The 13,371-nt window shown below is 42.8% G+C and carries 12 protein-coding genes and 1 tRNA gene; 1 reads left to right on the forward strand and 12 read right to left on the reverse strand.

The window, feature by feature from the left end; genetic code table 11:
* Positions 1 to 92 precede the first annotated feature (92 nt).
* From NR125_RS08680 to NR125_RS08690, 3 genes are all read right to left on the reverse strand, one after another.
* Complete coding sequence (locus NR125_RS08680) at positions 93 to 341, reverse strand: glutaredoxin family protein (RefSeq protein WP_083390465.1); 249 nt, start codon at positions 339 to 341, stop codon at positions 93 to 95.
* 17 nt (positions 342 to 358) lie between these two features.
* Positions 359 to 1,690, reverse strand: coding sequence for an RNA polymerase factor sigma-54 (gene rpoN, locus NR125_RS08685; protein WP_256815053.1), 1,332 nt, complete (start codon positions 1,688 to 1,690; stop codon positions 359 to 361).
* A gap of 359 nt (positions 1,691 to 2,049) precedes the next feature.
* Positions 2,050 to 2,121, reverse strand: a tRNA-Arg gene (locus tag NR125_RS08690).
* Between the two features lie 305 nt (positions 2,122 to 2,426).
* Between NR125_RS08690 and clpP the strand changes: the two genes are divergently transcribed.
* Positions 2,427 to 3,032, forward strand: a complete 606-nt coding sequence (gene clpP / locus NR125_RS08695) for an ATP-dependent Clp endopeptidase proteolytic subunit ClpP (RefSeq protein WP_009331821.1) — start codon at positions 2,427 to 2,429, stop codon at positions 3,030 to 3,032.
* Positions 3,033 to 3,075: 43 nt separating this feature from the next.
* Here clpP and NR125_RS08700 read toward each other — a convergent pair whose 3' ends face one another.
* The 9 genes from NR125_RS08700 to NR125_RS08740 all read right to left on the reverse strand — a co-directional run bounded on the left by NR125_RS08700 (position 3,076) and on the right by NR125_RS08740 (position 13,353).
* Positions 3,076 to 3,333, reverse strand: a complete 258-nt coding sequence (locus NR125_RS08700) for an HPr family phosphocarrier protein (protein ID WP_009331822.1) — start codon at positions 3,331 to 3,333, stop codon at positions 3,076 to 3,078.
* A gap of 29 nt (positions 3,334 to 3,362) precedes the next feature.
* A complete protein-coding gene (gene whiA / locus NR125_RS08705) occupies positions 3,363 to 4,313 on the reverse strand; it encodes a DNA-binding protein WhiA (protein ID WP_009331823.1) in 951 nt (316 codons plus the stop codon).
* A gap of 119 nt (positions 4,314 to 4,432) precedes the next feature.
* Positions 4,433 to 5,410, reverse strand: coding sequence for a gluconeogenesis factor YvcK family protein (locus NR125_RS08710; protein WP_009331824.1), 978 nt, complete (start codon positions 5,408 to 5,410; stop codon positions 4,433 to 4,435).
* Positions 5,407 to 6,300 carry an RNase adapter RapZ gene (gene rapZ, locus NR125_RS08715; protein WP_009331825.1) on the reverse strand — a complete coding sequence of 298 codons (894 nt, stop codon included), beginning with the start codon at positions 6,298 to 6,300 and terminating at the stop codon, positions 5,407 to 5,409. The genes NR125_RS08710 and rapZ overlap by 4 nt, the downstream gene beginning before the upstream one ends.
* 28 nt (positions 6,301 to 6,328) lie before the next feature.
* Entirely contained in the window at positions 6,329 to 6,787 is a 459-nt protein-coding gene (locus NR125_RS08720) for an 8-oxo-dGTP diphosphatase (RefSeq protein ID WP_019383301.1), read from the reverse strand.
* A gap of 384 nt (positions 6,788 to 7,171) precedes the next feature.
* The gene (trxB, locus tag NR125_RS08725; protein ID WP_071156433.1) at positions 7,172 to 8,122 is read right to left on the reverse strand and encodes a thioredoxin-disulfide reductase; all 951 of its coding nucleotides are present in this window, start codon (positions 8,120 to 8,122) and stop codon (positions 7,172 to 7,174) included.
* A gap of 129 nt (positions 8,123 to 8,251) precedes the next feature.
* On the reverse strand, positions 8,252 to 9,751 hold the full coding sequence (locus NR125_RS08730; protein ID WP_071156431.1) for a tetratricopeptide repeat protein: 1,500 nt from the start codon (positions 9,749 to 9,751) through the stop codon (positions 8,252 to 8,254).
* A 471-nt stretch (positions 9,752 to 10,222) separates the two neighbouring features.
* Positions 10,223 to 11,686: an alanine/glycine:cation symporter family protein gene (locus tag NR125_RS08735; protein ID WP_009331829.1), complete on the reverse strand. Its 1,464-nt coding sequence runs from the start codon at positions 11,684 to 11,686 to the stop codon at positions 10,223 to 10,225.
* A 164-nt stretch (positions 11,687 to 11,850) separates the two neighbouring features.
* Entirely contained in the window at positions 11,851 to 13,353 is a 1,503-nt protein-coding gene (locus NR125_RS08740; RefSeq protein WP_256815060.1) for an aldehyde dehydrogenase family protein, read from the reverse strand.
* Positions 13,354 to 13,371 lie beyond the last annotated feature (18 nt).

Below are 13,371 nucleotides of genomic sequence, written 5' to 3' on the forward strand. Positions count from 1 at the left end.
TAGACATATTATGTCCCACTTACCACAAAAAAAATCACCCTTGCTTCTCTTCAATAATAGCAAGAGTGAGTAGTGAAATCAACTGATAAAACTCAGTTTTTTTCTGTAAGCGCTTCACTTACCGTAATGGCATCAATATGCCCGAACTGCACTTTATACCCATCAATTTCAACAACCGGGATCATGAGCCCATACTTCTCTGTCAGTTCATCGCTACCATCAATGTCTTTCTCAATTAAGATAAATTCGTACTCTTTCTTTAATTCCATTATTACATCCTTGGCTTTATCACACAGCGGGCATCTGCTGCGTGTATAAAACACGACCTCTGGCTGTTTCAATCAGCAAATCTCCTTTATCAGTCATACCTTTTCCGTTTAGATGATGATGGGATGCCCAGCTGATCCCGATATTTTGCTATCGTCCTTCTGCTGACAACCATCCCCTCTTCTTCCTTCAGCAGCTTCACAAGCTCCTGGTCGGATAAAGGCTTTTGCTTATTTTCCTTTTCTATCATTTTACCAATTATCGTCTTGACCTGCTGTGAAGACGTATTTTCATCGGATGTTGTTTTAATCGTGCTTGAGAAAAACGACCTCAGCTCATAGGTCCCATATGGCGTTTGCGCATATTTTTCCCGGACAGCACGGCTGACAGTTGATTCATGAATATCGAGTTCATCTGATATTTCCTTCATGGTCATCGGCTTCAGATGTGAAGGTCCTTTTATAAAGAAGTCCTGCTGTTTTTCAACGATTTTAAGGGTCACATTCGCAAGAGTCTCTTTTCTCTGCTCTATGCTCCTCATGATCCATTGATAATCCTGCTGCTTTTCCTGAAGGAAGCGGCTGACATTCCGGTCTCCAGAGGCCGCAAACTTTTTATAATAACCTTCATTAAAACTGATTTTAGGAAGCACTTCATCAAAAACACTTACAGAAAAGGAGTTTCCATCCCACTTAATTATCACGTCCGGTGTTATATATGCCGATTTCTCGCTTTGGAAGGATGAAGCCGGCCTAGGATTCAAGGTCTGCACAAGGTCGAATACCTCCTGAATCTCTTTTAGCCCCACACCAAGCTGCTTGGAAATCTCTTTCCATTTCTTCTCCGCAAAAAAGGTAAAGTATTCAGCTAAAATAATTTCAGCGAGTTCATTTCTCTCTGGCAATCTCTTAATCTGCAGGGAAAGGCACTCCTGGAGATTCCTCGCGCCAACACCAGCAGGCTCGAGTTCCTGCAATTCTTCAAGCATCTGTTCCATATTTTCAAGAGGCATCTGGAGCGCCTTGGCAGCTGTCTGCAAATCCGCTCGCAAGTAACCGTTTTCATCAAGGCTCTCAATAAGATGCTCAATTACTTTTTGTTCGTCCTTGTTTAATTTCAAATGAAGCTGCGACTTCAAATATTCATCCAGCTTCATCGTCTTTCCGCAGCCAATCTGCTCAATCCAATTTATTTTATCTTTTTCGACTTTTATTCTCGTCGGTTTGACACGGTCATAACGGGGATCCATCGTCTGGACTTGACCGGACTCTACTTTTAAAAGGGGATTTTCAAGCGCCTTGCTTTCCAAAAAAGCAGAAAGCTCCTGTGTGCTGTATTGCAGAAGGGCAATCGCCTGCGTCAGCTCCTGTGTCATTGTTAATTTCATTGTCTGCTGCTGCCATAACCCAGCTTTCAAATTCATCGTACATTCCCCCTGTCCCCATTTTACAATATTCCAGGTAAATGTTGTATGGAAATATCTTGGCAAATGCCAATCGCACGGGCACTTTACCATCTTTCTGAATACTTCACAATATGCATGGAAGAGGGAAGAATATTCATTTTTTATGGTGAAAACTGTGGATTTTAAGGATTTTTTTGAAATTCAGGCTTAAGTTTAGGAAGTTTTTTAGATTTATGTGCGGATAGAGGAATTTTATTTGCGTATAGGGCCAATTTACTTGCGGATAAATTTTTTTGTGTGCGCATAGGCTGGATTTATTTGCGGATAGCGTAAAAAGTAAAAACTCCCTGTCCATATCAGACAAGGAGTTTTGGCAGCGCCCTCGGCAGGAATCGAACCCACATCTTAAGAACCGGAATCTCACGTGCTATCCGTTGCACCACGAGGGCAGATATTTTAACAGGTGGCTGACCAAGCGCTCAGCCGCTACGATAACTAATTATATGATAAGTTTATTCACTTTGCAAGCCTCCTTTTAGTTTAAAAATTGGAACAATGGGTATCATGGAATGAGATAGCACAGCACAGAAAAAAGTGTCGAACGAATCAAGCACAAATTCTATGCGATTTGTTTGACCTTAATTGACCATCAGTGTATCATGATAATACATAGGAGTTAAAAAATTTTCTTTACTTGGAAGAACATGCTTGTTCATCTTGTGTGTTGACCTTATCTTGAAGGAGGAATTGGAAAATGAACTTAATCCCTACAGTTATTGAACAAACAAACCGCGGGGAGCGCGCTTATGATATTTACTCCCGCCTTTTAAAAGACCGCATCATTATGCTGGGAAGCGCAATCGATGACAATGTGGCAAACTCAATTGTTGCCCAGCTTTTATTCCTTGAAGCAGAAAATCCTGAAAAAGACATTTCCATTTACATTAATAGCCCGGGCGGTAGCATTACAGCTGGTATGGCTATTTATGATACGATGCAATTTATCAAGCCAAAGGTACAAACGATCTGTATCGGTATGGCAGCATCCATGGGTGCGTTCCTTCTTGCTGCTGGTGAGAAAGGCAAGCGTTTTGCCCTTCCAAACAGTGAAGTCATGATTCATCAGCCGCTAGGCGGAGCTCAGGGACAGGCGACTGAAATTGAAATCGCTGCAAAGCGCATTCTTTTCCTTCGCGAAAAATTAAACACAATTCTTTCAGAGCGCACTGGACAGCCGCTTGAAGTCATTGCGAGAGACACTGACCGCGATAACTTTATGACAGCTGAAAGAGCTCTTGAATACGGTTTGGTTGACCAAATCATTACCAGAAACTCTTTGGATGAGAAGAAAGATAAATAATAAGCATAAAAAAACAACTCGCATCTTCCCGATGCGAGTTGTTTTAGTTTTCCTTTTGAATATAGTTCGCAAGTGCCTCAAGAGCTTCGTTTTCGTCGTTCCCTTCAGCCTTGAGGGTAATGACCGATCCTGAGCTTACTGCCAGACTCATCAGCCCCATTATGCTTTTGGCATTTACCTTCTTTCCGTCCTTCTCCAGAAAAATATCGGATGAGAACCGATTGGCCTCCTGTACGAACAATGCCGCCGGACGTGCCTGTAATCCTGTTTTCAGCTTAACTTCAACCTGTTTTTCCGCCATTGTATATCTCCTCCCTGCTGATCCCTCTATCAGTGAGCATCTATAGTGTCGCCTGCCCGGAGTTTCTCAGCGATTTCATCTATTTTTCTTAATCTGTGATTAATACCCGATTTACTGATATTTCCGCCTGAGACCATTTCCCCAAGCTCTTTTAAAGTGACATCCTGGTAAGCTACACGCAATTCGGCAATTTCCCGCAGTTTGTCAGGAAGAACCTGAAGTCCGACAGTTTGATCGATGAACCGGATATTTTCCACCTGGCGCAAAGCAGCTCCAATTGTTTTGTTTAAGTTCGCTGTTTCACAATTTACGAGCCGGTTGACCGAGTTTCGCATATCGCGGACAATCCGGATGTCTTCAAACCGGAGCAGAGCTGCGTGTGCACCGATAATATTTAGGAACTCCGTTATTTTTTCGGCTTCCTTTAAATACGTGATATAGCCTTTTTTCCGTTCAAGCGTTTTGCTGTTCAGCCCGAACGTATTCATCAATTCACACAGGGAGTCATTATGCTCCTTGTAAAGTGAAAAGATCTCCAAATGATAGGAGGAGGTCTCCGGATTATTTACCGATCCCCCGGCAAGGAATGCACCGCGCAGATAAGAACGCTTACAGCATTTCTTTTTTATGAGCTCATTGGAAATATCGTGTGTAAATACGAATCCCTCGCTTAAAATTTTCAGATCATCAAGAATCATGCTGGCCTGTTCCGTTAGCCTGACAATATAAACATTGTTCTTTTTCAGCCGCATTTTTTTCCGGACCAGGAGCTCGACCTGAACGTTGTAATTCCTTTTAATCAGAGTGTAAATCCTTCTTGCAATTGCTGCATTCTCCGTCTGTATATCCACAATCAATTTCCGGCTGGAAAAAGAAAGTGAACCATTCATCCTGATTAAGGCGGACAATTCCGCCTTCCCGCAGCAGTCTTTTATTTCCAGGTTCGTCAATTCTTTTTTCGTTTCCGAAGCGAAAGACATCCCTTCACCTCCTATCCGCAAAAGCGCTAAGCCAGTAGCATATAAAAAGATATTCTTTACTGAGCAAACGTATGCACAGTTTATTTTTTTACCGGCAAAAGCCCTTTCACACCTGTATACTACGCGTTAAAACGCCTATTGGTTTCATGTAAAAGTAAATTATATAGCATTTGGGCAACTTCTTTTGTATCATGGCGAATGATCCCGCCTTCGTGGCTGACAATTTCACCGTGCATTATTTCAAGGCCCAGTTCGGTAAGAGCACCTGTATCATACACAACAGGCTTTGCCATTTCCTCGCTGTACCTCTCCTGAATATGAGGAGGAATTTCCTCATTGTTTACCAGAATGGTATTGATAAAAGCACAGCTCATATGATCATACAATGCTTTTACGTGATCACTTGCCGTGTAATCGAGCGTCTCTCCTGCCTGTGTCATTAAATTGCATATATACACCTTTTTCGCCTTAGAATGACAGACCTCACGTCCCAGCCTAGGGACAAGCAGGTTTGGAAGAATACTGGTATATAAGCTTCCAGGCCCTATGATGATCATATCAGCCTGTCTGATTGCCTGCAGTGATTCAGGCAGGGCTTTGATATTTTTAGGGGTTAAAAATACCCGTTTAATTTTTTTGCCGGAATAGGGAATCTTTGATTCTCCCGATACTATGGTCCCGTCTTCCATTTCTGCATGAAGGACCACACTCTGGTTTGCAGCCGGCAATACCTTTCCCCTTACGTTTAACACCTTGCTCATTTCCTGAATCGCATGAACAAAGTTTCCTGTAATCGAGGTCATGGCCGCTAGAATCAGATTGCCAAGCGAATGCCCGGATAACTCATTGGATGTCGCAAAGCGGTGCTGGAACATCTCCTCAATGAGCGGCTCCACGTCTGAAAGAGCTGCCAGTACATTGCGGATGTCACCGGGCGGCGGGATATGAAGATCATTTCTCAATCTTCCTGAACTGCCGCCATCATCGGCAACTGTCACAATGGCAGTAATATCAACAGGGAATTGTTTCAATCCCCTTAAGAGGACAGGCAGCCCTGTTCCTCCACCGATGATGACGATTCTTGGCTGTCGGTTCATTTGATGTTTTCCTTTCTCCTCTCGATGTCACGGTGCGTGATTGCCGTATGGTAATCCTTGCCGAAATAGTCAGCAATATACTCTGTCAGCGCTACCGAACGATGCTGGCCTCCCGTACAGCCGATTGCAACGACCAATTGAGCTTTCCCTTCCCGTTTATAATGCGGAAGCATGAAGCTCAGCAGCTCCGTAACCTTCTCGAGAAATTTACTTGTTTCAGTCCATTTCAGCACATAGCTGGATACCTCTTCATCTAATCCTGTCTTCGGCCTCATATGCTCAATATAATGCGGATTCGGAAGGAACCGGACATCGAACACCAGGTCGGCATCAATTGGAATTCCATGCTTAAAGCCAAAAGACATGACATTAACCGTAAATATAGTTTTCTTATTCAATGAGAATTCTGTGAGAATTTTCTCTCGCAATTCCCTTGGTTTCATTTGTGATGTGTTATAAATAAGCTGGGCCCTGCCTTTTAATTCTTCAAGCAGTTCCCGTTCAAGCTTTATGCCTTCAAGAGGTAATCCTGATGGTGCAAGGGGATGGAATCGTCTTGTTTCTTTATATCTTCTGACGAGCGTCGAATCATCAGCATCAAGATATAAAATTTGCGGGGTGACCCAGGATGTCTCGGATAATTCATCCAGCGCTTTAAATAAGTGGTCAAAAAACTCACGGCCGCGCAAATCCATCACCAATGCCACCTTATTCATTTTATTCCCTGATTCCTTCATAAGTTCAAGGAATTTCGGCAGCAGTGTCGGCGGCAAGTTGTCTACACAGAAGAAGCCAAGATCTTCAAAGCTTTGGATGGCTACTGTTTTCCCTGCCCCTGACATTCCCGTAATAATCACCATTTGAGTATCATTAACTGCACCCGTGCTCATTTATAATTTCCCCCTGTTTCTGTCAAATTCAGCTTGGATCCAGCCTGTAACTAAGCAGTTCAAAATCAGGCGTATACGTAAACGTTCCATAAATCATGCCCTGTCCATGAATCATATACTCCAAAATATGTGAATCTCCGGCTGCCATCGGCAGATTCTTAACCTCTGAAAACGGATGCCAGCGAAGTTTGCCTTCATCTGATTCCTCCAGGTTCAGCCCATCAGAAGCTGTAGCCAGGAAAGTAAACATCATCCACTCCTGTACAACCTTATCGCCATCCTTCATGATGAACGTAAAAATGCCTTTAATATTCGGATTTCGCAGATAAATGCCTGTTTCTTCCCTGAACTCACGGATGCACGAGTCCCTCACTGATTCACCCGGCTCCATTTTTCCGCCCGGAGCCACCCACCAGCCTCTTCTCGGCTTCTGTAAAAGCAATACTTTATCGTCTTTCAGTAACACACAGTTCGTGACTCGCTGCAACACATTTCACCTCTAATTTTCCGAAATCATACCGCTGCCGCCTTTTCATGAAATCGCTTAAAGTAAAGGCCGGCTAACGTTCTTTTCTTATTCATTTCATTATACTATTTTTGGCTTACAGCCACAATGAATACAGGTTTCCAAAAAACATTCTTCAAAACATACTGTATTTACGCAAAAAAAGAGCACAGGCATATGCCTGTGCTTTAAAAGGATTATATCTTTAAAAGGGGGTCAATTTCTATTCCTATACTACCCGAAATTTATTTCATGAAGGTTACAGGAGAATTAAAACCACATGACTTTTTGTAAAACTTTTCAACCAGTGGCTTTTTTTACTAAAATAAAAGGCATACAGCCCCTAGGACCATATGCCTGTTCCCATTATTTCTTCACTTTAAGGCGTTCTTGCAATTCTTCAACATAGTGCTGGGCGCTTTGGGCAGCGATGCTTCCATCACCTGTCGCTGTAACGATTTGGCGAAGGGATTTTTCGCGGATATCTCCGGCTGCAAAAATGCCTTCCACCCTTGTTTCCATTCGGTCGTTTGTTTCAATATAGCCATTGCTGTTCGTGATGCCAAGGCTTTCAAATGGCTTGGAAAGAGGAACCATGCCGATATAGATGAAGACACCATCTGCTTTGAATTCTCTTTCTTCCCCTGTTTCAGTAGACACAAGCGTTACGCTGCCTACTTTTCCGTCCTTATCATTAACTTCCTTCACTGTAGTGTTCCAGATAAAGTCGATTTTTTCATTGTCAAACGCACGCTGCTGAAGAATCGCCTGCGCACGAAGCTGGTCCCGTCTATGAACGATTGTCACCTTAGAGGCGAAACGGGTCAAATATACGCCTTCCTCAACAGCAGAGTCACCGCCGCCGACTACAACAAGCTCTTTGCCTTTAAAGAATGCTCCATCACAGACTGCACAATAGGATACACCGCGTCCGCCAAGCTCTTTCTCACCAGGAATGCCAAGCTTTTTGTATTCGGCACCAGCAGAAATAATTACTGAGCGTGCTTTATATTGCTTCGATCCAGCAATAACAGTTTTATATTCTTCGCCGTCAATGATTTCTTTAATATCTCCATACGCATATTCAGCGCCAAATTTCTTCGCATGATCGAACATTTTGGTGGATAAATCCGGGCCTAAAATATGGTCAAAACCAGGATAGTTCTCAACTTCTTCTGTATTGGCCATTTGTCCGCCCGGAACACCGCGTTCAATCATTAGTGTAGACAGATTTGCACGAGATGTATATACAGCTGCCGTCATCCCTGCCGGACCTGCGCCAGCGATAATGACATCATAAATTTTTTCTTCAGTCACAGCGATTCACTCCTTCAGTAATCAGAAATCCAGTATTTTAAATAAAACACTCTATAAATACGCATATTATAGTATGACCTTCTTACTGTTATCCTATAAAATTGGCGCGTGTTTCGTCCATACATCTGCTCACTGAAGGCGGTCGTTCACCGATTTTACATATTTACCCATCGTTGAAGCGGAAATCCCGTATCTTCCTGCAATTTTTGATTGGGAAACCTTTTCGTTTCGAAGCTTATGCCAGACATACTCAATTGCTGCAGCCCAAGCCTTATTGTTTTTTATATTCTGGCAGTTATTTGTCAATTCAGCAAAAATGGTAAACCACATTAAATACAGGCCGGCTTCCACCGTGCCAATCGGATGGTAGTTTTCATAAAACAGTTCAGCTGTCTCATGCGCAGCCTGAACCTGGGCAGGCGCTTCCTGGTCTGTTTTCACAAAAGAGAGATATTCCTTCTCCACAGCTGAAAACTTATTGTTTCGTACAATTGCTTCAGAGATCAAAATTTCATCTCTTCTGCTGGATACTGACGTAAGGAAAAGGCCGAATAACCGCTCTTCAATATAGTCGCTTTCCAGCTTTTTTAGAATGGATGAATAATGGTCTTCAAAGCCGCTGCTGGTTACTTTTTCATCGTTCCAGGGCTCAAAGCCTTCTTTTTCCGGATTAATCTCAATGGCTTTCTTCCATGCTGATTTCGCCATTTCTTCACGTCCGGTAAAATATGCGGAATAGGATAGCCAGTAATAAAATGGTCCGTCCCCTTCAAAGCCTTTCTTTTGAAGCTTGCGAAGCCATGCAAAGGCAGCCTCATATTCGCCGGTCAAAGCAAAAGTGGCACCAAGCTTGAACTGATGTTCAATTGAAAGCGGCTTAATTTTTTTCAGAGCCTCTTTCAACAAGCGCACCTGCCTGAAATCCCGCTCGTAAAAAGCAAAGACAAGCTTGTTGCACAAAGCGTGCAGATTACCCGGATTTTCTTCCAGCACCTTCTCTAAAATATCTGCTGCCTTTTGCACTTCTCCAAGGTAAAAATACGCCAAGGCCAAATTGTTGTATGCGGACCAGTACTCCGGATACTCATCAATCACAGAGTTCAGTATCTCAACCGCTTTTGGAAAATGACCGGACTCCAGCAATTCCCGTGCGTGTTCCTGTTTCGTTATCAGGTCATCCTGCTCGTAGAGCTCATCATCCAAATCTTCCCCTTCAAGCGTCAGAAGTTCCAGCAGATCCTCTGTATCTTCCGTAAACTCTCCGTCCCGATCCAAATCCAGATACGTATTTGCATGCGTGTAAGCATCTTTGAAAAGGCCCATATGAGCATAGTTGTTGGCAAGGAAATAATGGCATTCCACCATATCCTCATCAAGCTCTTCCAATATCATATGAAGCAGCTTATTCGACTCCTGATACTCACCCATTTCTGAATGGACAATTGCAAGCTGGCAGATAATCATTGGTTCACCCGGCTCAAGCTGCATCGCCCGCATTAAATATTTCTTTGCTTTATGAAAATCCCTGCGGTGGTACGCCTTAATCCCTTTGGAAAAATAGTACTCACCATTCGGGATAAATGACAGTAACTTTCCCTTTTGGTGTCTAGCTTTAGAGTCTTTACTCATGAAATCCTCCATAAATGTTAGTAACTAAAGTAGTATATCACACGAACAAGCCTGTGGAGAAGGGAAGAAATGACAATACTATTTCCCATCGGAATTTTTTATTGGAAATCTTATCGCGGTTATGTTTTAAAGGGTTGTTGCGGTGGTTTAATAGGGGAGCTAAATTCGGAGATAAACTGCTCGCTTCGCGCCGGGTGATAGCAGCGGCCTTTGGTGGTGCCGGTGTGGGGGATGAGGGAATCGAATAACCTTCTGGATATATGAGGAGATTTCAGTGAAGGAGCTCCCGAAAGTCCTTATTCGCAATCGGAGTCTGTAAGTGGGGTTTCGGATCTAGTTGCTGAACATAAAGATGGTGACAGCCTGGAGTACTGGCCATTTGGGCTCCAGCAGTTGGTGAAGAAGCTGCCACCACATGCAATAAGGATTTTAGAAATAAAAGCGGGAAGTGTTCTCTGTTTCCGGCTGCACTTAAATTACCTTCTTGCCTTTTGAATTGCTTTCTTTCACTTTCTCCTCCCAAAAATCAGCACCTTTAATGCCAAGTTTAACAGGATCGAAGACTGGTTCAATGCCCGCTTTCTTCTGTTCTTCATAATCTTTAAATACTTTTAAGGCTGTTTTAGTCAAAAATAGAATAGCGACTAAGTTAAGCCAGGCCATACTTCCGAAGCCAAAGTCTCCGAGCGCCCATAATAGGGATGCATTTTCAACACTGCCTAAGTAGATCATTCCTAAGAAAAGAATCATTAAGCCTGCTTTTAGCCCTTTTAGATTTCTCTTTCTGCCAAGGTAAACGAGGGTTGTTTCAGAAATATAGTAGTAAGCCAACAGGGTTGTAAAGGCAAAGAAGAAGATAGCAATAGCTACGAAAAAACCGCCAAATCCAGGGATAACGCTTTCAACGGCCGCCTGTGTCCACATTGGTCCAGCTTCAACACCTGGGATGTTCTCAACAATCGGCTGCTTTCCTTCTGGTGTAACGCTGTACATTCCGGTGATTAGAATCATAAGTGCAGTAGCTGTGCAAACAATGATAGTATCAATATAAACAGAGAATGCTTGAACAAGACCTTGTTTTGCCGGATGGGATACATCTGCTGCAGCTGAACTATAAGTTCCTTCCCCTACACCAGCAACGTTAGAGAATACCGCTCTCTTAACGCCCCATGCAATCGCTGCACCGATAATACCGCCAAACATTTCATTTGCACCAAATGCACTTGAAATAATCAGCCAAAGCATGGCTGGAATTTCTGCTGCATTGGCAAATAAAAGAACGAAAGTAATAACCACATATCCTAAGGCCATAAAAGGGACAACTTTTTCCGAAACAGTAGCAATTCGCTTAACGCCGCCAAAAATAATGATGCCAAGTAATACAACAAGAATGATTCCAGTGATGCTTTTATTGAGGCCAATTGTGTTTTCGAACCCAACAGCAATCGTATTTGCCTGAATACCTGGAACTAAAATTCCGTAGCAGAGGGTAACAACAATCGCAACAAATACCGCGAACCATTTTATATTTAAACCTTTTTCAATGAAATAAGGAGTTCCGCCCCGGTATTGATTACCATCTTTTACTTTATAGACCTGAGCAAGAGTAGATTCTATAAAAGCACTTGCTCCACCTAATAAAGCCATGATCCACATCCAGAAAACCGCTCCCGGACCTCCGAATGCAATCGCAGTAGCAACCCCGGCGATATTGCCAATACCGACCCGGCCAGCTAAAGCCATTGTAAATGCCTGGAAAGAGGATACACCTGATTCCGGGTTACCCTTTTCAAAAAGAAGTTTAATCATTTCCTTAAAATATCTAAATTGCACAAAACGTGTCATAATGGAAAAGAACAATCCAGCACCAAGCGCGAACGCTACCAATCCAAGACTCCAAACTAAACCCGACGCTTTATTCACTAATTCTTCCATCTTATCCCACCTATTTTCAAACTTTAAGTAGATAGTTCCGTTTCTGTTTTAATTTATAATATTAATAATATTCAGACATATAAATGTGCAAAATGGGACATTGTAACAAAACGCTGTCCCACTCCCATCCAATTAGTACACAGGATTGATTGTCCAATTGTTCCTTAAAATTTCTCATCATGCTTGATGTTAACAAATACACTTTTCACTTCCGTATAGTTTTGTAAGCCATATTCTCCACCCATTTCGCGGCCGATGCCTGATTGTTTGTAGCCGCCGAAAGGCATAGTTTCCCATTCAAGACCAAAATCATTAATCCAGACTGTACCTGATTGCAGCTTGCTTGCAATATAATGTCCCTTTTTCATACTTTCTGTCCAGATACTTGCAGCTAAGCCATATTCACTATCGTTCGCGCGTTTAATGACCTCATTAATCGTATCGAAAACGAAAATGGACATGACAGGACCAAAGATTTCTTCACGAGCAATAACCATATGATCTTGTACATCAGCAAAAATGGTTGGCTGTACAAAATAACCTTTTTCAAATCCTTTTTCGCCCCCTGCCACGAGGCGCGCCCCTTCTTTCTTCCCTTGTTCAATATACTTAAGAACAGTTTGATGCTGTTTTGCTGAAACAAGCGGGCCCATTTCCGTTTCGGGGTTCATTCCATCACCTAACTTCATTGCATTCGCTCGTTCTGCTAAGGCTTTTACTACATGATCATATATGTTTCTCTGTACAAATACACGTGTACAAGCACTGCAGTTTTGCCCATGATTGTACATTGTTCCGTTAAATACCCCTTCAATTGCTTCCTCAAGATTAGCATCATCTAAGACAATGGCTGGCGATTTTCCGCCAAGCTCCAGCGTAACACCTTTAATTTGATCTGCAGCTTTTTTCATTACTTCTTTTCCGACAGCAGTTGATCCTGTGAATGCTACCTTATCGATATCTTTATGTGCAGTAATTGCTTCTCCCGCAACCCTGCCCGTTCCTGGCACAATATTTACAACACCATCCGGGAACCCGGCTTCCTTGAATAGCTTTCCTGCGTAGAGAAGAGATAATGGTGTTTCAGTTGCCGGTTTAATCACAATCGTACAGCCGACTGCGAGTGCAGATCCAAGCTTCCAGGCAGCCATGGCGAGCGGAAAGTTCCATGGAATAATTTGGCCTACAACCCCAACCGGCTCGTGTACAGTATAGGTTACATAATTCTTTGAAACCTGAGTTGTCTTACCAAATATTTTTGTGGCCCAGCCTGCGTAATATCTAAAATGCTGGATTGTTCCGTCGACATCATCTGCCAAGGCGACCTTATAGGGCTTTCCGTTATCCAATGATTCCAGTTGTGCAAGTTCCTCTCGATTTTCTTCTAAGAGATCCGCAAATTTATAGATTAGGCGGGAGCGTTCAGCGGCATCCATTTTTGTCCATTGGCCATCATCAAATGCTTTTCTTGCAGCAGCTACCGCAGCGTTAATATCTTCCTCTTGCGCTTCACTTACTTCTGCAAACACCTCTTCGTTTGCAGGATTAACGACGGTAAACCTTTTACCACTGATCGCCGGTACATATTTACCGTTAATATATAGCCCTTTCACACCTTCCAGGAATTCTTGAACTTTCGGTTTTAAATTGTATTTTGTCGCTTGCATATCCTCACTCCTTCACTT

Source organism: Cytobacillus sp. Bac17, assembly GCF_024519925.1.
In the GTDB taxonomy this organism is placed as follows: Bacteria; Bacillota; Bacilli; order Bacillales; family Cytobacillaceae; genus Cytobacillus; species Cytobacillus pseudoceanisediminis.